This window comes from Mycobacterium sp. PDNC021 (assembly GCF_048282635.1).
GTDB lineage: Bacteria > Actinomycetota > Actinomycetes > Mycobacteriales > Mycobacteriaceae > Mycobacterium > Mycobacterium llatzerense.
Genome location: NZ_CP182502.1, coordinates 4,273,291 through 4,296,696 on the forward strand (window position 1 = coordinate 4,273,291; position 23,406 = coordinate 4,296,696).

Annotated in this window: 15 protein-coding genes; 10 read left to right on the forward strand and 5 right to left on the reverse strand. The window is 66.4% G+C overall.

The genetic code is table 11. The features are described from left to right. The first annotated feature begins 176 nt into the window (after window positions 1-176). Complete coding sequence (locus ACNO8X_RS20425; protein WP_418002467.1) at window positions 177-608, forward strand: MmpS family transport accessory protein; 432 nt, start codon at window positions 177-179, stop codon at window positions 606-608. Next, window positions 605-3,448, forward strand: coding sequence for an RND family transporter (locus ACNO8X_RS20430; RefSeq protein WP_418002468.1), 2,844 nt, complete (start codon window positions 605-607; stop codon window positions 3,446-3,448). The genes ACNO8X_RS20425 and ACNO8X_RS20430 overlap by 4 nt, the downstream gene beginning before the upstream one ends. Here the strand turns inward: ACNO8X_RS20430 and ACNO8X_RS20435 are convergent, their stop codons facing one another. Beyond that, window positions 3,449-4,984, reverse strand: coding sequence for a PucR family transcriptional regulator (locus ACNO8X_RS20435; protein ID WP_418005977.1), 1,536 nt, complete (start codon window positions 4,982-4,984; stop codon window positions 3,449-3,451). Window positions 4,985-5,123: 139 nt separating this feature from the next. On the opposite strand from ACNO8X_RS20435, the gene ACNO8X_RS20440 reads away from it, so the two are divergent. The 4 genes from ACNO8X_RS20440 (at window position 5,124) to ACNO8X_RS20455 (ending at window position 10,951) form a co-directional block, all read left to right on the forward strand. Continuing rightward, complete coding sequence (locus tag ACNO8X_RS20440) at window positions 5,124-6,554, forward strand: gamma-aminobutyraldehyde dehydrogenase (protein WP_418002469.1); 1,431 nt, start codon at window positions 5,124-5,126, stop codon at window positions 6,552-6,554. Window positions 6,555-6,617: 63 nt separating this feature from the next. Continuing rightward, complete coding sequence (locus ACNO8X_RS20445; RefSeq protein ID WP_418002470.1) at window positions 6,618-8,561, forward strand: primary-amine oxidase; 1,944 nt, start codon at window positions 6,618-6,620, stop codon at window positions 8,559-8,561. After that, entirely contained in the window at window positions 8,503-9,417 is a 915-nt protein-coding gene (locus tag ACNO8X_RS20450; protein ID WP_418002471.1) for a universal stress protein, read from the forward strand. The genes ACNO8X_RS20445 and ACNO8X_RS20450 overlap by 59 nt, the downstream gene beginning before the upstream one ends. Continuing rightward, complete coding sequence (locus ACNO8X_RS20455; RefSeq protein WP_418002472.1) at window positions 9,410-10,951, forward strand: APC family permease; 1,542 nt, start codon at window positions 9,410-9,412, stop codon at window positions 10,949-10,951. Before ACNO8X_RS20450 ends, ACNO8X_RS20455 begins: the two co-directional genes overlap by 8 nt. A 291-nt stretch (window positions 10,952-11,242) precedes the next feature. On the opposite strand, the gene ACNO8X_RS20460 is transcribed toward ACNO8X_RS20455, so the two are convergent. Beyond that, window positions 11,243-13,264 carry a fatty acid desaturase gene (locus ACNO8X_RS20460; RefSeq protein ID WP_418002473.1) on the reverse strand — a complete coding sequence of 674 codons (2,022 nt, stop codon included), beginning with the start codon at window positions 13,262-13,264 and terminating at the stop codon, window positions 11,243-11,245. A gap of 121 nt (window positions 13,265-13,385) precedes the next feature. Here ACNO8X_RS20460 and ACNO8X_RS20465 point away from each other — a divergent pair, with 121 nt between their 5' ends. Continuing rightward, window positions 13,386-14,402 (forward strand): AraC family transcriptional regulator ligand-binding domain-containing protein, encoded by a 1,017-nt coding sequence (locus ACNO8X_RS20465; protein ID WP_418005978.1) that lies wholly within the window; start codon window positions 13,386-13,388, stop codon window positions 14,400-14,402. Between the two features lie 18 nt (window positions 14,403-14,420). Here the strand turns inward: ACNO8X_RS20465 and ACNO8X_RS20470 are convergent, their stop codons facing one another. Further along, entirely contained in the window at window positions 14,421-15,605 is a 1,185-nt protein-coding gene (locus tag ACNO8X_RS20470; RefSeq protein ID WP_418002474.1) for a serine hydrolase domain-containing protein, read from the reverse strand. A gap of 47 nt (window positions 15,606-15,652) precedes the next feature. Continuing rightward, on the reverse strand, window positions 15,653-17,383 hold the full coding sequence (locus ACNO8X_RS20475; protein WP_418002475.1) for a biotin carboxylase: 1,731 nt from the start codon (window positions 17,381-17,383) through the stop codon (window positions 15,653-15,655). 178 nt (window positions 17,384-17,561) lie between these two features. On the opposite strand from ACNO8X_RS20475, the gene gabT reads away from it, so the two are divergent. From gabT to ACNO8X_RS20490, 3 genes are read left to right on the forward strand one after another with little or no spacing between them, the layout of a single operon-like run. Further along, entirely contained in the window at window positions 17,562-18,902 is a 1,341-nt protein-coding gene (gene gabT, locus ACNO8X_RS20480; RefSeq protein WP_418002476.1) for a 4-aminobutyrate--2-oxoglutarate transaminase, read from the forward strand. Next, a complete protein-coding gene (locus ACNO8X_RS20485; protein ID WP_418002477.1) occupies window positions 18,899-20,353 on the forward strand; it encodes an NAD-dependent succinate-semialdehyde dehydrogenase in 1,455 nt (484 codons plus the stop codon). The genes gabT and ACNO8X_RS20485 overlap by 4 nt, the downstream gene beginning before the upstream one ends. A 48-nt stretch (window positions 20,354-20,401) precedes the next feature. Continuing rightward, window positions 20,402-22,969, forward strand: coding sequence for an NAD-glutamate dehydrogenase domain-containing protein (locus tag ACNO8X_RS20490; protein ID WP_418002478.1), 2,568 nt, complete (start codon window positions 20,402-20,404; stop codon window positions 22,967-22,969). Here the strand turns inward: ACNO8X_RS20490 and ACNO8X_RS20495 are convergent. Further along, window positions 22,956-23,393 carry a VOC family protein gene (locus ACNO8X_RS20495; protein WP_418002479.1) on the reverse strand — a complete coding sequence of 146 codons (438 nt, stop codon included), beginning with the start codon at window positions 23,391-23,393 and terminating at the stop codon, window positions 22,956-22,958. The two genes, ACNO8X_RS20490 and ACNO8X_RS20495, sit on opposite strands and share 14 nt — an antisense overlap. Window positions 23,394-23,406: the final 13 nt, after the last annotated feature.

The following is a 23,406-nucleotide window of genomic DNA, read 5'->3' on the forward strand; positions in this document are numbered from 1 at the left end:
GGGTATCAGCCAATGGAGTTGTGCCGCGCATCACGGCACCATTTTAATACCCTAGGGGGTATGGTACGTTGGCCGCGTTGGGTATACCCCATGGGGTATGGGTGTGCTGATCGTGATGCGGTCTACACGCTGCCCCATTCACGCGATAACCAGCACACCGGTGAAGGGAAACAACGATGCCAACCGTCCTGGCGAGAATCTGGGTGCCCACCGTGGCCGTGGTGGCCGTCGCGCTCGGCGCGGTGGCGGTCACCCAACTGCGTGGCGCCTTCGGCTCCGAGCCGGTCTTCACCACGACCGGCAGTGGCGCCGAACCACTCGAGCCCACGCACGTCAAGCAGGTGGTCTATGAGGTTTTCGGCCCCAGCGACACCGCGGGCAGCGTCAACTTCCTCGATCAGAACGCCCAGCCGGTGCAGGCGAGCTTCACGAGCCTGCCGTGGACCGTCACGATCAGCACGACGGCGCCGGCCACGATCGCGAGCGTGGTGGCGCAAGGTGACGGCAACCGACTCGGGTGCCGCATCACCGTCGACGGCGAGACCCACCAGGAGCAGTCCTCGACCGGACGCCACGCCCAAACCTCATGTCTGGTGAAGAACGCATGAGCGGCCACAACAACAGCACCCCGCCGGCGTACATGCGGTTCATCCGCAGGTTCGCCTGGCCGATCATCATCGGCTGGCTGCTGCTCACGGTCGGCCTGAATGTGCTTGTGCCGCAGATCGAATCGGTCGCCCGAGACCATGCGGTGACGATGTCGCCGCAGGATGCACCGGCGTTGATCGCCGCCAAGAAGATCGGCGCGACGTACCACGAATCGGATTCTGACAGCATCGCGATGATCGTCCTGGAGGGCGCCGAGAAACTCGGCGCCGACGCCCACCGTTATTACGACGGCCTGGTGCAGGCGCTGCAGGCGGACCCCCAGCACGTCCAGCACGTCCAGGACGTGTGGGGCGACCCGCTCACCGCGGCAGGTGTGCAGAGCCGCGACGGCAAGGCCGCCTACGTCCAACTCAACCTCGCCGGCGACCAGGGCAGCACCCTGGGTAACGCGTCGGTCGATCGCGTCCGGGAAATCGTCGACCACCAGGCGCCTCCCCCGGGCCTGAGGGTCTACGTCACCGGGCCGGCGCCGCTGACCACCGACATGAACGAAGCTGCCGACAAGAGCATGCTCGTGATGATGGGGGTGACGGGCGTCGTCATCATCATCATGCTGGCCCTGGCCTATCGCTCCGCCGCCACCGTGGTGCTCGTGCTGGTCATGGTCGGCTTCGAGATGGGCACCGCCAGGGGCCTGATCGCGCTGCTCGGAAACCACAACCTGCTGGACTTCTCGACGTTCGTGGTGGCCATGCTGTCTTCGCTGGCCATCGCAGCGGGAACCGACTACGCCATATTCCTGGTGGGTCGCTACCACGAGGCACGCCAGGCCGGGCAGGACCCGGAAGCGGCCTACTACACCATGTTTCGCGGCACGGCCCACATCATCCTGGGCTCGGGACTGACCATCGCCGGAGCCACGCTGTGCCTGCACCTGGCGCGGCTGTCGTACTTCAAGGCATTGGGCATTCCGTCCGCGCTCGGGCTGCTCGTCGTCGTCGCGGGCGCGATGACCGCCGCGCCGGCCGTGCTGGCGGTCGCCACCCGCCGCGGCCTGCTCGAACCGAAGCGGAAGGCCAAGACGAAGGGCTGGCGGCGTATCGGCACCGCCACGGTGCGGTGGCCGGCGCCGATCTTCGTGGCGTCTCTCCTGGTCGCCCTCGTCGGAATCATGTTCATGCCGACCATGAAACTGAGCTTCAACGATCGCTTCTACATCCCCGGTGACCTGCCGTCGAATGTCGGATACCAGGCCGCCGAACGCCATTTCAGCGCTGCCACAATGAATCCCGACATCCTGATGGTCGAGACCGATCACGACATGCGCAACAGCGCCGACATGATCATCCTGGACAAGCTGGCCAAGGACATCTTCAAGCTGCCGGGAATTGCCATGGTGCAGAGCATCACCCGGCCATTCGGCGGCCCGACCGAGCACACGTCCATTCCCTTCCAGGTCAGTGCCCAATCGATTCCGATCCAGCAGAACCTGCAGATCATGAAGGACCGCATGGGCGACATCCTGAAGATGAGTGACGATCTCGGTGGTCTGATCGGACCGATGAAGCGACTGCAGGCGCTGGTGGAGCAGATGAGTGGCACCACCGCGCACCTGGCGACAGACGTGCACCAGATGCACACGACGCTGAACGAACTCCGTGACCATCTGGCGGATTTCGATGATTTCGCGCGGCCGCTGCGCAATTACTTCTACTGGGAGCAGCACTGCACCGACATCCCGGTCTGCGCGGCAACCAGATCGGTCTTCGACGCGATCGACAACGTGGACACGTTCAGTTCGGACATGGCCACACTGGGCAACGACATGGACAGCACCGTGGCGCTGCTGCCCACGATGAAGGCGCAATTCCCGCCGATGATCACGACGGTGGAGTCCATGCGCGGCACCCTGCTCACGCTGCACAGCAGCTTCTCCGGCCTGATCAGCCAGATGTCCGCGATGACCGACACCGCCAGTGCCATGGGCCAGGCATTCGATGCGTCGCGCAGCGGCGACTACTTCTACCTGCCGCCAGAAGCGTTCGACAATCCGGACTTTCAGCGGGGACTGAAGCTCTTCCTCTCGCCGGACGGCACGGCCGCACGCTTCATCATCACCCATGCCGCCGACCCGGCGACCCCGGACGGCATCGATGCGGTCCTGCCCACGCTCGACGCGGCACATCAATCGGTGAAGGGATCGTCGCTCACCGACGCCAAGTTCTACCTCGCCGGTACCGCCGCGATCTATCGCGACATCCAGTCGGGCTCGCAGTACGACCTGTTGATCGTCGGGACCGCCGCGCTGACCCTGATCTTCGTCGTCATGCTGCTGATCACCCGGGCACTGGTCGCGTCGCTGGTGATCGTCGGCACCGTGCTGCTGTCACTGGGCGCCGCGTTCGGGCTGTCGGTACTGGTATGGCAGGACCTGTTGGGTCTCGAATTGAACTGGATCGCTCCCGTTTTCGGGCTGATCATCCTGCTGGCGGTCGGCTCCGACTACAACCTGCTGCTGGTGTCCCGGTTCCAGGAGGAAATCGGCGCGGGACTGAAAACCGGCATCATCCGCTCGATGGGTGAGACCGGGAGTGTCGTGACGACAGCCGGCTTGGTGTTCGCCTTCACCATGATGTCCATGGCAGCCAGCGATCTGAGCTCGATCGGTCAGGCCGGCACCACCATCGGACTCGGATTGTTGTTCGACACATTGATCGTTCGGTCGTTGATGACGCCGTCCATCGCGGCGCTGCTGGGCCGGTGGTTCTGGTGGCCGCTGCGGCCCCAGCACAGGACGGTGGCGTCAACCGAGCAGCACTCCCCCGCGCCGGTGGGTTGATCAGTCGCCCGGCGTCCGCGCCAAGATCGCGAGCAGCAGCTCGGCGCGGACCCGGGCGACCGCCAGATCGCAACCGAGCAGCGCCTCGGCGGTTTCGATGCGCTTGCGCATCGTGTGCCGGTGCACCCCGACCGCCGCGGCCGCGGATTCCCAGTGCCCGTTGGCTTCCAGGTATGCGCGCAGCGACGTGAGCAACCCCGTGCCGAACTCGGCGTCGTGGTCGAGGACGGGGGTCAGCACGGCCGCCCCGAGCGCAACCAACACCTCCCGGCTCTCCCCGAAAGCCAGCAACGCACTGCCGGCCAGCGCGGAGAATTCGAGCGGAGGCCGACCACATTCCGCGACGGATGCCGCCAGCCGGGCGTTGTCGACGGCCTCGGCCAGTTTGGCCAGCGGCTGAATCCCGCTGAGCCCCATCCGGATGGTCCGGCGCAGCGCTGGATTGATGCCCGCCAGCAGTGCCGCGGCAATCTCGTCCGCCTCCGCTCCCGGCAACAGCACCGCCAGCCACTTGTCGGCGCAATGCACGAATGCCGACTGACCTGCCTGGTCCAGGCGATCCAGGATCGCCGCACTCACCTTCTTCAGCAGGTTCGCGGTGTCGGCCTCGGCGCTGGAGTCGGCATCGGCCTGGACGGCCAGCACCCTGATCCGGCCCCGGTGGTCGGCGGCCTGAGCCAGTTGCGCCCAGGCCGGCTCCAGGTTGAATTCACCGGTGAGGATCAGGCCCAGCGCCTGCTCATTGAGTCGCTGCTGCGCCTCCTTCAGTCGCACCGGTTTCTCGAAATCCAGTGCGAGCAAGGAGTTTGCGTGGCCCAACAGCACCTGGTCGACCGGGCTCAACGCCGTTTCGCTGACCACGCCGAGCACGCCGTGTGAGCGGCCACCGACACGGATGGATTGCTGGGCGACGGTGACGCCTTCGGCGAGCACCGCGACGGCCGACGCGGCACCGGGCTCGATGGCATCGCGCACCAGGTTGACAGTGGTGACGTTGAGATTGCGCGGGTGGGACGCGATCACCGTGCCGGCCGGGTCCAGCACCACGACACTGGCCCGCAGCGCGCGGCCCAGTTCGGCGGCGACCTCTTGCGGGCCGCCGCTCACGACCGCTCGCGTGATCCGCGGCTGTGCCCGCGACGCCCGCAGCACCGCGTCGTACTGCAGCGCCGCGATCCGCGAACTGACCCGCTGTACGACGGCCGCGAAAGGTGTCCGCAACGGAATCTCCAGCAGCGGCAGACCCAGCTCCTCGGCGGCGGACACCAGCTCGTCGGGCACCTCGTTGAAGGTCAGCCCGATACCGAATCCGACGCCGGCAACGCCACTTTCGTGCAGGAGTTGGAGATAGCGCCGCCGGTCGGCAGAGGCGGGCGGCAGACCGATGCCGGTGGTCAGCACCAGCTCGCCACCGGACAGCCACTTGGCCGGGTCAGCCAATTCGGTGGTCAGCACCAAGCTGATCTCGCTGCCGACACCGCCGGCGCCCCCGCGCAGCCGGATCCGCAGATCAGCTTGGTCCAGCACCCATCGCACCGGAACCGTCACCGGCATGAATGTACAGAATGTCGAAAAACTCCGCCGAAAATCCCCTGATTGTCCGATGCTGAGGGGTGTGTCCTGGCGCACACTTGGGCAGCCAGTTGTCTGACCAACTTCACACGAGGACGGCGCGATGTCGATCGAAACACTGCAGAACTACATTGACGGGCAATTTGTGGCGTCGTCATCGTCGGAAACAATCGACCTGATCAGCCCGGTCGACGAATCCGTGGTGGGACGTTCGCCGGTCTCCAACCGTGCCGACGTAGATGCAGCGGTCACAGCCGCCGAACGCGCCTTCCAGACCTGGGGACGCAGCACCCCCGGCGACCGCCAGGCCGCACTGCTCAAGCTCGCCGACGCCATCGAGGCGCACGCCGACGAGATCGTCGAGGCCCAGTGCCGCAACACCGGCCAGCCCAAGGCCATCGTGCGCGCCGAAGAAGCCATCGCCGGCGCGAACCAGCTCCGTTTCTTCGCAGGCGCCGCCCGCATGGTGCACGGCCTGTCCGCCGGCGAGTACCTGGAGGGCTACACCTCGTACGTCCGCCGCGAACCGATCGGTGTCGTCGGCCAGGTGGCGCCCTGGAACTTCCCCTTCCTGATGGCCATCTGGAAGATCGGCCCCGCGCTGGCGACGGGCAACACCGTCGTCCTCAAGCCCAGCGACACCACCCCGGAGAGCACCCTGGTGCTGGCGCGGCTGAGCCAGGGCATCCTGCCCGACGGCGTATTGAACGTCATCCTGGGCACCGGTGAGACCGGCGCGGCACTGGTCGAACACCCTGTGCCCGGCCTGGTTTCGATCACCGGCTCGGTGCGGGCGGGCATTGCCGTCGCGGAGTCGGCGGCCAAGCAGCTCAAGCGCAGCCACCTGGAACTGGGCGGCAAGGCACCGGTGGTGGTCTTCCCCGACGTCGACATCGCCAAGGCTGCGGCCGGCATCGCCGAGGGCGGCTGTTTCAACGCCGGTCAGGACTGCACCGCGGCGACCCGCGTGATCGTGCACGAGTCCATCCACGACGAGTTCGTCGCCGCGCTCGCGGCGGCCGCGCAGAACCTGCGTCCCGGCCTGCCCGACGACCCTGACGCGTTCTACGGGCCCATGAACAACATCAACCACTTCAACACCGTGATCAAGAAGCTCGAGAGCCTGCCGCCGCACGCCACCGTCGTCACCGGCGGAAAGCAGTGGGGCGACAAGGGTTTCTACATCGAGCCGACGATCATCAGCGGCGTCCACCAGGACGACGCGATCGTCCAGGAAGAAACCTTCGCCCCCGTCCTCACCGTCCAGCCGTTCTCGACCGACGAAGAGGCCATCGAACTCGCCAACGGCGTGCGTTTCGCGTTGGCGTCCAGCGTGTGGACCAAGGATCACGCCACCGCCGAGAAGTTCACCCGCGCACTCGATTTCGGGTGTGTGTGGATCAACTGCCACATCATGCTGACCGCCGAGATGCCGCACGGCGGTTTCAAGCAGTCCGGCTACGGCAAGGACCTGTCGATCTACGGTGTCGAGGACTACACCCGGATCAAGCACGTCATGAGTGCCCACGACTGATCCGTCCACCTCTTTCGTTCGCCCGCCGACTCGAACCCCACCCTGCCGACAGGAGCCGCACCGATGCCCGACACCTTCCACCCCCTCGACCCGCTGACCGCAGCCGAATTCGCCAAGGTCGCCGAAATTCTCGCGGCCGCGCACGGCGTCGGGGACGGCTGGCGGTACACCTCCATCGAGATGATCGAACCCGCCAAGGCTGAGGTGGCCGCATTCGACGCCACCGGCGCAGCCCCGGACCGTCGCGCGCTGGCGACGGTGCTCGACACCTCGAACAACCACACCTACAAGAGCGTGGTGTCGTTGACCGCCGGGTCGGTGCTGTCGTGGGACCACATCCCCGGCGTGCAGCCCAACTTCACCGTCGACGAGTGGGAAGAGGCCGACGAGGTGCTGCGCAAGCACCCGGAAGTCATTGCGGCCCTGGCCAAGCGCGGCATCACGGACATGGAACTGGTGTTCATGGACACCTGGACCTACGGCGAGGTGGTGATGCCGGACAAGTACAAGGACCGCCGCCTGGGCTGGACCGACACCTGGGTGCGTGCCGCCGACGGCGCCAACCCCTACGCCGGCCCGGTCAATGGATTCCACTGTGTCATCGACATGAACACCATGGAACTGCTGGAGATCGAGGACACCTTCACCGTCGATCGGCCGGAGATGATGGGTGAGTATGTGCCGCAGCACATTCCCGAGCGCATCCGCAAGGCGAGCACCCGGGAACCGTTGCAGCCCCTGAACATCACTCAGCCCGAGGGTGTTTCGTTCACCCTGGAGGGCAATCTGCTGAAGTGGCAGAACTGGTCGCTGCGCGTCGGATTCAACTACCGCGAGGGCATGACGCTGCACGCGGTGAGCTACAACGACAACGGTGACGTGCGGTCGGTGGCCAACCGGATGTCGTTCGCCGAGATGATGGTTCCCTACCGCGATCACTGCGTCGACCATTACCGCCGAACGGCTTTCGACATCGGCGAGTGGGGCATCGGCTTCATGACCACCTCGCTGGAGCTGGGTTGTGACTGTCTCGGCGAGATCCGCTACCTGGACGCCGTGCTGCACAACAGCAAGGGCGAGCCGTACACGATCAAGAACGCCATCTGTATCCACGAAGAAGACAACGCCGTGCTGTGGAAGCACGTCGACCACCACGGCGGTGCCGAAGTGCGCCGCATGCGCCGGCTCACGGTGTCGTTCCACGTCACCGTCGCCAACTACGAGTACCTCACCTACTGGCGCTTCTACCAGGACGGCAACATCGAATGTGAGGTCCGCGCAACGGGAATCATGGTGGTGAGCAACTTCCCGGAGGGCCAGGCCCACCCGCACGGCACGCTGGTCGACAACCGCACCTACGCGCCCTACCACCAGCACTTCCTGGTCGCCCGACTCGACCTCGACGTCGACGGCACCGAGAATACGGTGTACGCCAGCGAGACCGAGATCGAACCGATGGGGCCGGACAACCCGTACGGGCTGTCGCTGCGGCAGCGCAACACCCCGCTGCGCACCGAGGCCGAGGGCAAGCAGGACATGAACTTCCAGACCCAGCGGGCGTGGAAGGTCGTCAACGACAACGTCCGCAACGGCATCGGCACCGCGCCGGCCTACAAGCTCGTGCCCGGCGGCGCGTTCCCGGCCATGTTCGATCCGAACTCACCGATCCTGGCGCGTTGCCGGGCCATCGAGCACACCGTATGGGTGACTCCCAACTCTCCCGATGAGCGTTGGCCCGCAGGCGAATTCGTCACGCAGAGCAAGGAAGACACCGGCCTGCCGATGTGGACCGAGGCGAACCGCTCGATCGAGAACACCGACGTCGTGCTGTGGTACGTGTTCGGCATCCACCACATCACGCGGCCGGAGGACTGGCCGATCATGCCGGTGGACACCGTCAACTTCTGGCTCAAGCCGGTCGGCTTCTTCGACCGCAACCCCTCGATCGATGTGGCACCGACGCCGCCCAAGGCCTGCCACATGTCCTCCGACTGCGAAGAAGGTTAGGTCTGTGAGCAATCCACGAATCGCCGTCGCGTATCTCGCCACGCCGGGCGGTGACGACGCCGTCGCCGTCGGCGAGCAGATCGCCCGCACCCTCGGCGCACAGCTCGATCTGTGCATGGTGCTGCCCAGCGACCGTTCGCCACTGGCCACCACGCCCGGGGGCATCCTGCAGCGCGAAGCCGAAAGCTGGCTCGCCGCAGCCGCGGCCGGAGTCCAGAACGACCTCACGGTGACCACTCATCTGAGCTTCGACGAATCCAGCACCGCGGGCCTGATCGCGGCGGCGGAGGCCGTGGGCGCCGAGGCCCTGGTGGTCGGCGGCGCCGGCGGCGGGATCGCCGGATCGCTGTCCCTGGGCTCGGTGGTCAACGATCTGGTCCACGCGTCGCCGATTCCGGTGGTCATCGCACCCCGCGGCGCCCGCCTGAAGCGCAACGATCGGATTCGCGAAGTCACCTGTGCCGTCGGCACCCGCCCGGGAGCCAAGCTGCTCTTGGATGCCGCCCTGCGACTCTGCCGGGACACCGAGACACCGCTGCGTCTGGTGTCGCTGGTCGCCGTCGACGACGCCGACGATCTGGAACTGGCACAGCAGCACGCACAGAACGCCCTCGACCAAGCGAAAGCCTTCCTGCCGGAAGGCATTCCGGTCAGCTCTCGCGTGGCCACCGGCGCGGGCGTCGAGGACGCTGTCAACAAACTCGGCTGGCACGACGGCGACGTCATCATGGTCGGGTCCAGTCGGCTCGCGCAGCCCCGCCGGCTCTTCCTGGGATCCACCGCGGCAAAAATGCTGCGCGTCCTGCAGGTCCCGATGATCGTGGTACCGAAAGATGAAGGGGCTGATAATGACTGAAAGACTGGCCGACACCGACCTGGCCCGCGTCGAGCGGGAGGAAGGTCTGGTCGCCAAGGGCCTCGCTGAAGGCAGGATCGGCACCATCACCGGAGCCATTCTCGGTATCTCCACCGTGGCGCCCGGCTATACCCTCACAGCCAGCATCGGACTGATCGTCGCGGCGGTCGGCCTGAAGATGCCGGCCATCCTCATCGCCGGTTTCATCCCGATGTTCCTCACCGCCTATGCCTACCGCGAGCTGAACTCGCGGGCACCTGACTGCGGCGCCTCGTTCACCTGGTCCACCAAGGCTTTTGGCCCGTATGTCGGCTGGATGTGTGGCTGGGGCATGGTGATCGCAACCATCATCGTGCTGTCCAACCTCGCCTCGATCGGCGTCCAGTTCGGCTACGAGTTCCTGGGCAAGGTGCTCCACAACGAAAAGCTCGCCACACTGTCAGCCGATAACGTCTGGATCAACATCGGGTCCACCGTCGCGCTGCTGGCCATCGCCACCTACATCTCCTGCCGCGGCATCACCACCAGCGAGAAGGTGCAGTATGTGCTGGTCGGCTTCCAGATGATCGTGCTGGTCACGTTCTCGATCGTCGCGATTGTGCGGTCGAGTGGGACCGAAGGACACCTGAGCTTCGACATCGATTGGTTCGACCCGTTCACCGGACTCACGATGAGCGCCTTCGTGATCGGCCTGATCGGCTCCATCTTCGCGTTCTGGGGCTGGGATACCTGCCTGACCCTGGGTGAGGAATGCAAGGACCCCACCAAGGTGCCCGGTCGCGCCGGATTGCTCTGCGTCCTGTCGATTCTGCTGACGTACCTCCTGGTGGCAGTCGCCGTGATGATGTACGCCGGTATCGGCGACACCGGCCTGGGCCTGGGCAACAAGGACAACGCGGCGAACGTCTTCGGCGCGCTGGCCTACCCGGTGCTGGGTGAGTGGGGCGGACCACTGCTCCTGCTGGCGGTATTCGCCTCGTCGATCGCCAGCCTGCAGACCACCGTGCTGCCTGCCGCCCGCACCATGCTGGCGATGGGCACCTACGGCGCCTTCCCCAAGCGGTTCGCCAGCGTCAGCCCGCGGACGCTGTCGCCGGTGTACAGCACCGTCGTCGCCGGCGTGGTCACCGCTGCCTTCTACACCGTCGTGACGCTGCTGTCCGAGCGCACGTTGCTGGATACCATTGCCGCCCTTGGCATCATGATCTGCTGGTATTACGGCATCACGGCATTCGCGTGCGTCTGGTTCTTCCGCAAGGAACTGTTCCTCAACGCGCACAACGTCATCTACAAGCTGGTGTTCCCGCTACTCGGTGGCGTCATGCTGTTGTCTGTTTTCGTCAAATCGGTTCTGGTCAGCATGGATCCGACGGCCAGCGGCAGCGGTGCGGAGATCGGCGGCATCGGCCTGGTGTTCTATCTGGGCTTCGGCATCCTGATCTTCGGAGCCGTGCTGATGCTCGCCATGCGCGCCACCCAGCCGGCGTACTTCCGCGGCGAAACCCTGACGATGGACACTCCCCCGCTGCCCTGAGGCGAGTTCGACGCGCCCCGTCGTGCTTCGGCATGGCGGGGCGTGTCTCGTTGCGACTGCCAATTGGCTTCTGCCCGTTGACCCTGCATCCTGGGCACGAAACGTCGGGTAAGCGTGTACGTGAGCGCAGGGTCAACGCTCGGCCAGAGCGAACCAGCCAAACAAGTACCTGGCTTCAATCACAAAGCCTTGTCGGCCATCGTGATTGAAGCCAGGTACCTTTTTCGTCGGCTACACGTCCCTGACTTCAATAACCACCGGGGATGGCCGCCGTGATTGAACTCAGGGACGTCAGGCGTCGTAGTCGACCGACACCGTCGGGCTGGTCGGGTGCGACTGGCAGGTGAGGATGTAGCCGGCGTCGAGGTCATTGCGCCCGAGGGCGAAGTTCTGATCCATTTCGACTGTGCCACTGAGCAATTTGGCCCGGCAGGTACCGCACGCGCCGCCCATGCATGAGTATGGCGCGCTACTTCCGGTCTGCAGTGCGCCTTCCAGGATCGTGTCGCCGCCGTCGACGTCGACGGTCTGTTGCTTGCCGGACAGCCGGAAGGTGACGGTTGCCGCCTGGTAGTCACGAGCCGGCGCGTCGGCACGATCGAAGCCGGTGAACAACTCCAGATGGATCTGCTCGGGGTCCACGCCACGCTCGATAAGCGTCTCGCGCGCACCGGTGGACATCGCGGCAGGGCCACACAGGAACCACTCGTCCACGGTCTCGGGGTGCAGGTCCGTGGTGAGCCAGCGGGTCAGGCGTTCCGCATCGATGCGACCGGACAGCTCGGGGATGTGCAGCGGCTCGCTCGACAGCACGTGGCGGATTTCGAGACGGTCGGCATAACGGGATTCGAGGCGGTCGAGTTCGGCTCGGAACATCGTCGACTCGTTGGTGCGGTTGCCGTAGATGAGGGTGAACCGGCTCTCGGTTTCGAGCTCCATGACGGTCGCCAGGATCGACAGCACCGGCGTGATGCCGCTACCGGCGACCACGCCCACGTAATGCTTGCGGTGCAACGGATGCAGCGCCGAACTGAAGCTGCCGGCCGGGGTCATCACTTCGAGGACGTCGCCGGCCTTGAGCTGATTGGCGACAAAGCCCGAGAACGTTCCTCCCGGAATGTGTTTCACCGCGATCCGCAGCTGTGCCCGGGTGGCCGGCGCGCAGATCGAGTAGCTACGACGCACCCCTTCACCACCCAGGTCGGTACGTACCGAGACGTGCTGTCCCGGCTCGAAGCGGAACTGATCCTGCAGCGCCTCGGGAACGGCGAAGGTCACCAGAGTGCTGTCGGCGGTGATCGGGTCGACCGCGGCCACCGGAATCCGGTGGAACACCGCGTGCGGAGCGCTGGAGCGATCCGGCATCCGCACCGGCAACGCTCGTCCGAGGTTGCCGTTCAGTTGCTTCCACTGCCGGAACTCGTCGGAGTTGAGCTCCTGCCCGAACACCGTGGAAATCGCGGCGCCCCGGTCCAGGTACGCCTCCTCGTTGCGGCGCCAGGTCTTGGTGTACCGGTAGAACGGCACCGACGGATGCAGATGGTGCACCAGGTGGTAGTTCTGCGACAGCATCAGCGGGGTGTAGAGCCACTCCATGCCGACGCGGGTTCGGGTCGCCCGGTAGCGGTCACTGCGCTGGGTGTCCTCCAGACCGTGGTGCGGCATCCAGTCGAACCACCACGCCAAGACCACCACCGCGATCCGCTGCGGGATGATGAAGACGACGGCCAGCGTCCAGAAGTGGCCCGACATGATCGCGACGATCAGCCCGGTCACCGAAATGGTCACGCACGCCAGGGTTTCGGCGATCTCGGCCTTGGGGCGGCTACGGATCTTGCCGATCAGGTAGTTGCCGTACCAAATGTCGAGCACCGCCCACCGGAACGGCAGCTGCCACGCCGGCCCATGGGAGGCGAAGGTATCCGGATCGTTCTCGTCATCGTTCGAATGCCGGTGGTGCTCAATGTGAATGAAGCCGAACGACGGAAAAGAGATCAACGGCTGGACGAACGGCACCGCCAACCGTCCGATCAGCCCGTTGACCCAGCGCGTAGAACTGATGGCGTAGTGCACCGCGTCGTGAACGACGGTGAACATCGTGAACGTCACCACCGCGTTGACCACGATCGGAACCCACGTCGGGACCGCGCCGGAAATGTAGCCGACGGTCGACGCCACGAAGGCGACTGCTCCCGCGAGAAACAGCGCCACTGTAGGCCAGGCCAACTTGGGCACCTGCTCGCCCGGATCCGGCAACGCCTGACGCGCACCGGCTTGGCTGTCCGCCCGATCAACCACTTCGACTGGCGACATTCGACACTCCGTCTTTTCCGGCAACCAACGTCGGTTGCGTCTGGAGAAGAACGCTACGGAGGCGGCCTTCGCGATTGAATGTTCCAACGGGACGACGATTTGGTATTTTCGGACAGTGGGAATGACCCCGGTCTGGGCGGTGCCGCGGGGCACCGAAGGCGTCCGCATCATGGTGCAGGGCGCTATTGCTCATGGCATGACCGCGGCTGGGTGCCTGGCGGGCAGCGGGTTGTCCGAGACCGATCTGGACGATGAGAACGCCGAAATCTGGGCCCACCAGGAATTCGACGTCATCCGCAATCTCATTGCGGGACTTGGTGATAGGCCCGGTGTCGGCATCGAGGTGGGACTGCACTCCACACTGGGGCGGGCCGGTTTGCTCGGCTTCCTGATCCTGGCCAGCCCCACCCTGCGGAAGGGCGTGGAGCTGATCCTGCCCTACCTGGCGCTGTCCCCCACCCACCTGCGATTCTCGGTCGAGACCGACGACGAGTACGGCTACCTCGTGGGCGATGACAGCGAATTGCCCACAGACGTGCGGTCATTCATCGTCGAACGGGACCTGGCCGGATTCGTCGCCGCGACGCAGGGTGCCCATCTGGCACTGACCCCCACGCGGGCGGAGACGACGCTCGACGCCGATCGCGCCGCAAAGCTCGCCGAGCTGTGGCAGCTTCCCGTGTCCGACGTACGTTCCGGTCAGTCCACGAACCGACTCGCCGTCCGCCATGAGGTGCTGGACATGCCGTCGCCGCTCGCCGATGCGAATACGGCACGCAAGATCGAGCAGCAATGTCGGGAATTGCTCGAACGCAGGCTGTCTCGCGTCGGGGTCGCAGGTCAGGTCCGCAGCCGGCTGCTGCACAACCCCGGCGAACTGCCGGCGATGCAGACCGTCGCCGACGAATTGCACGTCGATCCACGCACCTTGCGCCGTCGGCTCGCCGCAGAAGGCACGTCCTATCGCGCGTTGCTCGACGAGGTCCGCTGGCACCTGGCCGTCGAGCTGCTCCAGCAGGATCTGTCGGTGGAGGAGATTTCCCGACGCCTGGGATACGCCGAAACAGCCAACTTCACCCACGCTTTCAAGCGCTGGGAAGGCACCGCGCCGAGCTACTTCCGCAGACCGCGGTCGTAGCTCGGCGTCATACCCGCGTCACAGCAGCTCGGCGGACACCGCATCGAACGCACGTAGCGTGGAGAACAGCATGTGCGCGTGCTGCGGCAGCGGCCAGCTCGACAGCTTGGCGGCCACCACCCCGGCCGGGCGATTGACGTAGATCATCTGACCGTGGATACCCAGGCACAGCAGCACGTCGTTGCCGGGATACGGGAACCAGACCTGGTTGCGGTACATGCCGCCGGGCATCCGGTTGTCGCCCGGACTGTAGGCGAACGCCTCGCGCGAATCCGGCCCTCCCACAAGGGTATCGGCGACCCAGGCGGCGGGTAGCACCTGCTCGCCCAGCAGCGACACCCCGTCGCCCAGATAAAGCGAGCCGAAGCGGACCAGGTCGGTCAGGCTGGCGCTGATGCCGCCGTCGAACATGCCACTGCCCATGGAATCGATGCCGATGTTCGCGTCGTGAGCGGCGCCGAGGCGGCTCCACACCAACTGCGACATGAGCTCCGGCATCCGGGCACCGGATGCGGCCTCGCACACCCAGCCCAGCACATCGGTTTCGCAGGAACGGTAGTCGAACGGACCGCCGTGCGGCACCTTCTGCCGCAGCGTGAGCAGGAAGTCGTACATGGTGGCCGGGACGTCCGGATACGTCCGCGGTGACCAGCCGATCGCCTGTTCCAGCACCCGCACCTCAGCGGCCGGGTCCAGGTAGTCCTCGGAGAATGCGATGCCCGAGCGCATGTCCAGCAGGTGCCGGACCGTCGCCCCGTAGTAGCCGGAGTTGGCCAGCGCCGGAACGTAATCGGACGCGAGGGCGTCGACGTTGAGCGCTCCGGAACCGACCAGCGCACCGGCCACCGCGGCGATCAGCGTCTTGCTCACCGACATCAGCAGGTGCGCCGTGTCGGGCTGCATGCCGCCGTAGTACTGCTCGGCCAGCACGCGGCCGCGACGGGTGACGATCCAGCCGTCGGTGGCGGTCGACGCCATGACCTGCCCGACCGTCGATGGCGTGCCGTCGGGCAGCGTGACCGCAACAGCAGCGACATCGGAATGAGCCGGCGGCAGCGTTGCGACCGGTCCCGCACCACGGGAAATGGTTGCGGTGGGCAGTAATTCAGCGACGTGCTGAAACGACCAGTGCAGGTGCGGGGCGGACTGCCAGTTCGCCAGTGAAATCGCGGACGGCGTGCGGCCCGGGTCTGCACCAAGCACGGCCGCTCCTGTCGGACGACGCCGAGTGAGCCGGCGCGATGGCCTCATCATAGTGACTTCACGCTCCCGCCCACGACAGCCGGCGACGCGGACTGCGCCAACGGAACCCCGCGGTACAGCGCCCGGATCGAGTCGATCAGGTGGCGAGCCCGGATCGTCAGCGCGGTGCCGCCCTGCGCGGCATCCCACTGCAACCTGCCCTTGGTCACCAGCACGCCCAGGTCGGCACCCTTCCACCGGTAGTCGCCGGCCGGGTAGATCCGCAGGAAGAAGGCCTCGGACTCGTCCTGCAACTGATGCCAGTCCAGGGCAGCCCGGCGGAACACCAACGCGCCGTTGGCATCAAGCGCGTAGTGCCCGGTCGCCGGCGTACCGACCAGCTGCTCGACCGTATCGCTGGTCTCTTTGATCACCATCTGGCTCCAGACGTCGGCCGACGCCAATTGCTCCCAGCGCTCGTTGATCTCGTCGACGTCGAGGTCGAATTCGACGTCCATGTACTCCAACAGGTGGAACAGGAACAGCGGCACGTCGGCGTAGGCGCCGGCCGTCACGTTGGTGATCGACGTCGCGCCGCTGATCCGCGGATTGAGCTCACCCAGATACACCTCGCCGTCATCGGTGTCGACCAGGACGTCGACCTCGAAGTAGCCGCGGTAGCCCTCGGCGGCCAGGCGGTCGCCGAGCCGGCGCACCAATTGGGTTGCCGTGGCGCGACGTTCGGGCGTCAACACGTCGGAGTACATCTCGTTGCCACACCAACCGCCGCGGTACGGGGTCAGCTCGGCGTAGCCGGTGAGCTCGCTCATGAACGGGCCGACGACGGTGCCGCACCGCGTCAGCACCGCCTCGACGGCGACAGGCCGGTTGTTGATGCGGCGCATCACCTTGATGTCCTCGCCCACGATGTGCTGGGCGTGCTTGCGCCAGTCGGCTTCCGACGAGATGAAGAACGTCGTCTTGCCGGAGTCACCGTAGGGTGTCTGGACGACGAGTTCATTGCCCAGTGCGGCCTTTTCGGCCGCCGCGGTGAGCTGCTCGTAGTCGTCGACGTTGGTCAGCACGTTGGGGACGCTCGGCGCGCCGGCCTCGTTGCCCAGCCGGGTGGTGACGAGCTTGGAGTCCAGATGCTCGCGCAGGGCGGCCGGCGGCAGGATCAGGTCGTAGCCGAGTTCGGCACAGATGGCCTCGGTCTCGGCGTCGAAGAACACCATGGCCACCTTGGGCCGTACCCCCGGCGCCAGGCCACGCTGCATGTGGGCCCGTACCTCGGGATTGCGCAGCAGCCAGTTGTTGATCGCCTCGCCGCTCTCGAACTCGCGGTACGGCTTGTGCTGGGGGGTGAACACATGCGGGTGGGAACCGTCCCAGCCGTCGTAGTAGGTGACGAACGAGAATCGGCGCACCCACCGGTCCAGGCCCAGCAGGTTGAACGGGGTGGCGCCGACGAAGTAGATGGGCACGTCGTTGGTGCGGAAGAAGTGCCGGACCTCCGACATGTTCCGCAGGTGCCGCGAGCGGTGCGGCTGCGCGGCGATCGACGGCGACGACGCGAACGCGGCGTCCGTCCCGACGCTGACCTCGGGCGCCGGTGTCGGCACGACAGGAGCCGGCTTGGCGGACCGGGTGGCCGCCCGCTTCGCCGGCGCCTTGGCCGGGGTCTTGACGGGCGACTTGGCGGGAGCCTTCATCGGGGTTGTGACCGGCGCCTTCGCCGATGTTGTGGCCTTCGCGGCACGGCTGCCGCGGGCTGTGGTGCGGCGAGTTGGTTCGGTCACGGTTCACCCCTGGTTGTGTTGTTGGCGGTGTTCACAGTGTGGTTTCGGCGGCGCCGCCGCACACACGCCAAAATGGCGCGTGAGTCGATCTCCAAATCGACATCATGGACATAGTCATTCGCGCTCGAACGGAACAGAATCGGCAGTACACAAGCCGTTCGATCACCAGGAGCAACCGATGACCGACATCACCTATCGCCTGGCGCAGAAGCGCAATATCGTGACCGCTCTGCCCGGTCCGCGATCGGCCGAGATGTCGACGCGGCGACAGGCCGCCGTCGCGGCCGGCGTCAGCTCGTCGGCACCGGTGTACGCCGCGGATGCCGACGGCGGCGTCATCGTCGATATCGACGGAAACTCGTTAATCGACCTGGGCTCGGGCATCGCCGTCACCAGCGTCGGCGCATCGCATCCCGGTGTCGCGGCAGCGGTGGCCCAGCAGGCCGCCCGCTTCACCCACACCTGTTTCATGATCACCCCGTACGAGGGCTACGTGGAACTCGCCGAGCGGCTCAACGCCATGACCCCCGGCGATCACGAGAAGCGCACCGCGTTCTTCAACTCGGGCTCCGAAGCCGTGGAGAACGCCGTCAAGGTGGCACGGCTCGCCACCGGTCGGCAGGCCGTCGTCGCCTTCGACCACGCCTACCACGGCCGCACCAACATGACGATGGCGCTGACCGCCAAGGCCATGCCCTACAAGACGCAGTTCGGTCCGTTCGCACCCGAGATCTACCGGATGCCTGCGTCCTACCCGTACCGCGACGGGCTGACCGGCGAAGCCGCCGCCAAGGCCGCCATCAGCCGCATCGAGACCCAGATCGGCGCCGCCTCGCTGGCCGCCGTGATCATCGAGCCCGTGCAGGGCGAGGGTGGCTTCATCGTGCCCGCACCGGGATTCCTTGCCACCCTTGTCGATTGGTGCAAAGCCAACGGCGTCGTGTTCATCGCCGACGAGGTGCAGACGGGCTTCGCCCGCACCGGAGCATGGTTCGCCTCCGAGCACGACGGCATCGTCCCCGACATCATCACCATGGCCAAGGGCATCGCCGGCGGCATGCCGCTGGCCGCGATCACCGGCCGCGCCGACCTGCTCGACGCCGTTCACCCCGGCGGCCTGGGCGGCACCTACGGCGGCAACCCCGTCGCCTGCGCCGCGGCACTCGCCACGCTCGATGCCATGGCCGAGATGGACCTGCCCGCCCGGGCCCGCGCCATCGAAGCCTCGGTACTGCCGAAGCTGGAGGCCCTCAAGGACACCGGAGTCATCGGCGACGTCCGTGGCCGCGGCGGCATGCTGGCCATCGAGATCGTCAAACCGGGAACCAATGATCCGGATCCGGTGCTCACGAAAGCCATTGCGGCAGAGGCGTTCAAGCGCGGCGTCATCATCCTGAGCTGCGGCTCGTACGGCAACATCATCCGCCTGCTCCCGCCGCTGGTGATCAGCGACGAACTGCTCGACGAGGGCATCGCCGAACTGGGCAGCATCGTGCGCGAAATGGCGGCGGCCCGATGATCGACCGCACCGCGCTTCTCGAGTCCATGCCCACCGAGCTGTGGCTCGGCGGCCTGCAGGTGCCCGCGTCCACGGGCGCACGCTTCACCGTGCACGACCCGGCCACGGACGCCGTCCTCATCGAGGTCGCCGACGCCTCGCCCGCCGACGGCGCCCGCGCCCTCGACGAAGCGGTTGCCGCGCAAGCGTCGTGGGCCGCGACCCCGGCCCGTGAACGTGCCGAAATCCTGCGGCGCGCTTGGGAACTGGTCATGGAGCGCCGCGACGACTTCGCGCTGACCATGACCCTCGAGATGGGAAAGCCCTTGGCGGAGAGCCAGGGTGAGGTGAACTACGGTGGCGAGTTCCTGCGCTGGTTCGCCGAAGAGGCGGTCCGGATCAACGGCCGCTACACCCAGTCCCCCACCGGCAACGGCCGCATCCTCGTGACCAAGCAGCCCGTCGGCCCCACCCTGGCGATCACACCGTGGAACTTCCCGCTGGCCATGGGCACCCGCAAGATCGGGCCCGCACTGGCAGCCGGTTGCACCATGATCGTCAAGCCCGCGGCCGAGACCCCGCTGACCATGCTGCTGCTGGGCCAGGTGTTCGCCGACGCCGGTCTGCCCGCCGGTGTCCTGTCGATCCTGCCGACCACCGATGCCGCCGGCCTGACGGGCCCGCTGCTGACGGACCCGCGCCTGCGCAAGCTGACCTTCACCGGTTCGACCGGTGTCGGCCGAAAGCTGTTGGCGCAGTCCGCCGATCGGGTGCTGCGCACCTCGATGGAACTCGGCGGCAACGCCCCGTTCGTGGTGTTCGACGACGCCGATCTCGACGCCGCGGTCGACGGCGCCATGGCCGCCAAGATGCGCAACATGGGTGAGGCCTGCACCGCCGCCAACCGCATCCACGTCGACAACGCGGTGCGCGCCGAGTTCACCGAAAAGCTCGCCGCCCGCATGGCGGCGCTCGCCACCGGCCCGGGCGACCAGGCCGGCAGCCAGGTCGGTCCGCTGATCACCGCCAAGCAGCGGGCGACGGTCGACGAACTGGTGCAGGACGCTGTCAGCAAGGGCGCGACGGTGGCCACGGGCGGCAAACCTGTTGAAGGCGAAGGCTTCTTCTACCCGCCGACCGTGCTCGCCGATGTGTCCGCCGACGCCCGCCTGCTGCGCGAGGAGATCTTCGGACCGGTCGCCGCGATCATCGGATTCGACGGCGAGCAGGCCGGCATCGACGCCGCCAACGACACCGAGTACGGCCTGGCCGCCTACGTCTACACCCAGGGCCTGGATCGTGCCCTGCGGGTCGCCGACGCGGTCGAGGCCGGCATGGTGGGCGTCAACCGCGGCGTCATCTCCGACGTCGCCGCGCCGTTCGGCGGCATCAAGGAATCTGGCATCGGCCGCGAGGCCGGCAGTGAGGGCATCGAGGAATACCTCGAGACCAAGTACATCGCGCTGCAATAACTTTCCGTCTCTCCCTCCTCCAAGTAAATAGACCGGAGTAGTCCTCCCATGCAGAATTCCTCTGCCCGGGTGTCTTTCGACGCCGACGGGCTCATCAACCACGCCCAAATCCAGTGGCCCGGGCACCCGCCGCTGCTGGCCGACGTCTGCGCGACGTTCGAACGGTTCGGCCTGCGCGTCGCCTCCTACCACCACGCCGAAGATGCCGCGCACTACTACGAGTTCGGTGATCTGTCGCTGCCTGATTCGACCCTCGCCCTCATCGCGGACGCCTTCGAGGCGTCCATCGCGGGGCGCTGGAACGTCGACCGGTACGCGATGCTCATCGCTGCGGCCGGCATCGACTGGCGCCGCGCGGTGCTGATCCGTGCGGCGTGCCGGTTCGTCCGGCAGACGGGGCTGGGATTCTCCGAGGACTACATCATCGAATCCCTCGTTGCAGCACCGGATTTCGTCAACGCGCTGCTGGCACTGTTCGACGCCCGGTTCAACCCGGACACCACCGCAGATGTCGAGCAGGCTGATCGCGAGGTGGCACGCCTGGTGGATGCCGCGACCTCACTGGATGACGACCGGATCCAGCGGGCTCTGCACGCGTTCGTCGCGGCGACGTTGCGCACCAACTGGTTCCAGATGGGCCCCGACGGTGCCCCCAAGGATTACGTGTCGTTCAAGATCGACTCGTCGCGGCTGTCCATCACCGGACCCGTTGTCCCCTATCGCGAAATCTTCGTGCACTCCGACACCGTCGAGGGCGTGCACCTACGCAGTGGCGCCATCGCCCGCGGCGGGCTGCGCTGGTCGAATCGCGCCGAGGATTTCCGCACCGAGGTGCTCGGCTTGATGAAGACGCAGGCCGTGAAGAACGCCCCGATCGTGCCGACCGGCGCCAAGGGCGCCTTCGTCTTGCGTTCTGCCACTGTCGATCCCGCCGAGGGCTACCGCACCTTCATCCGTGGCCTGCTCGATGTCACGGACAACATCGTCGACGGCACGGTCCGTCACCCGGACCGCACCATGTGCCCCGACGGCGACGACGCCTACCTCGTCGTGGCCGCCGACAAGGGCACCGCGACTTTCTCCGATCTGGCCAATTCCGTTGCCGCTGAATACGGCTTCTGGCTGGGCGACGCCTTCGCCTCGGGCGGATCAGCCGGATACGACCACAAGGCCATGGGCATCACCGCCCGGGGCGCCTGGCTGTCGGTGCGCCGGCACTTCGCCGAAGCCGGTCACGACATCGACGTCGACCCGTTCACCGTCGCCGGCATCGGCGACATGTCGGGTGATGTATTCGGCAACGGAATGCTGTTGTCCCGCAACATCAAGCTGGTGGCCGCGTTCGATCACCGGCACATCTTCCTCGACCCAAACCCCGACCCCGAGACCTCGTTCGTCGAGCGCGAGCGCTTGTTCGGCCTCCCCCGATCCAGCTGGCAGGACTACGATCCGGCGCTGATCTCGGCCGGTGGTGGGGTGTGGCCCCGTACCGCCAAGTCGATTCCGCTGTCGGAGCAGGCCAGGGCGAGCCTCGGCATCAAGGCCGCCGAATGCACACCCGACGAACTGATCAACGCGGTCCTGCGCGCGCCGGTCGACCTGCTGTGGAACGGTGGCGTCGGCACCTACGTCCGCGCGGACGACGAGACCGATGCCGACGCCCAGGACAAGGCCAACGACCGGGTGCGGGTCACCGCATCGCAGTTGCGCTGCAAGGTGATCGGTGAGGGCGGCAACCTCGGCCTGACCCAGCAGGCGCGTATCGCGTTCGCGCTGAACGGCGGCCGGGTCAATGCCGACTTCATCGACAACGCCGCCGGCGTCGCCACCTCGGACCTCGAGGTCAACCTCAAGATCGCGCTGGACTCCGGCAACATCGCCACCGCAGAACGCAATACGCTGCTCGCCGGTGCCACCGACGACGTGGCCGCGCGGGTGCTGGCCGACAACGCCGACCAGATCCTGGCGATCAGCATGGCTGCCGCCGAGGCCGGCTCACTGCTGGACCGGCACGTCAGGCTCATCAGCAACCTGAAAGCCGAGGCCGGCGTCGATCCCGACGTCGAAGGGCTGCCGTCGAAGCAGGAACTGGATCGCCGCCGCCTCGTCGGACTCGGGCTCACCCGGCCCGAAATCGCCGTGCTGCTGGCGCAATCCAAGAATCTGGTGTCGCAGGAGCTGTTGGCGTCCGACGTCCCGGATCACGAGATGTTCGTCGGCCGCCTGGAGCAGTACTTCCCGGCCACCATTGCCGCGCAGGCACAGACAGAGATCGCGAACCACCCGCTGCGCCGCGAGATCGTCGCGACCTCGGTGGCCGGTGAGCTGATCAACCGCGTCGGCCCGGGCACCATCTACCGTATGCAGGAACGCCTGTCGGTGAGCACATCCGATGTGGCCATGGCCTACGCGACGGTGCGCGACATCCTCGATCTCGACGCCCTGTGGTCCGAGGTGCTGACCGGCAAAACCGATGAGAGCGGGCGCATTCAGGCGCTGTTGGAGATCCGGGAACTGCTCGAGCACCTGACGTCGTGGGTGGTGCGCAACGGCGCGGGCAACCGCGACCGGGTGAGCGCGGCCGTCAGCCGGTTGATGGCGGTCAGCTCTTCTTGAGCTCCTCGGCGAGCATCACGATGATGCCGCTGGGGCCACGGACGTAGGTGAGCTTGTAGATGTCCTCGTAGGTCGCCACCCCACGCAGTGGGTGGCATCCGTGCCGTGCGGCGATCTCGAGGGCCGCGTCGATGTCATCGACCGAGAACGCAACGCGATGCATCCCAATGACGTTGGGGCGAATGGGCTCCGACTCGATGGCCTCGGGATGGATGTACTCGAAGAGCTCGATACGGCCATGGCCGTCCGGCGTCTCGAGCATCGCGATGTTGGCGTGATTGCCATCGAGGCCGACGGCGGTGTCGGTCCATTCGCCGCTGACGGTGGCGCGGCCGACGACCGTGAGGCCGAGGTCGGTGAAAAATGCGATCGTCGCGTCAAGATCGCGCACGGCGATGCCGACGTTCTCGAGTTTGATGGCCATGCCGTGGATGCTA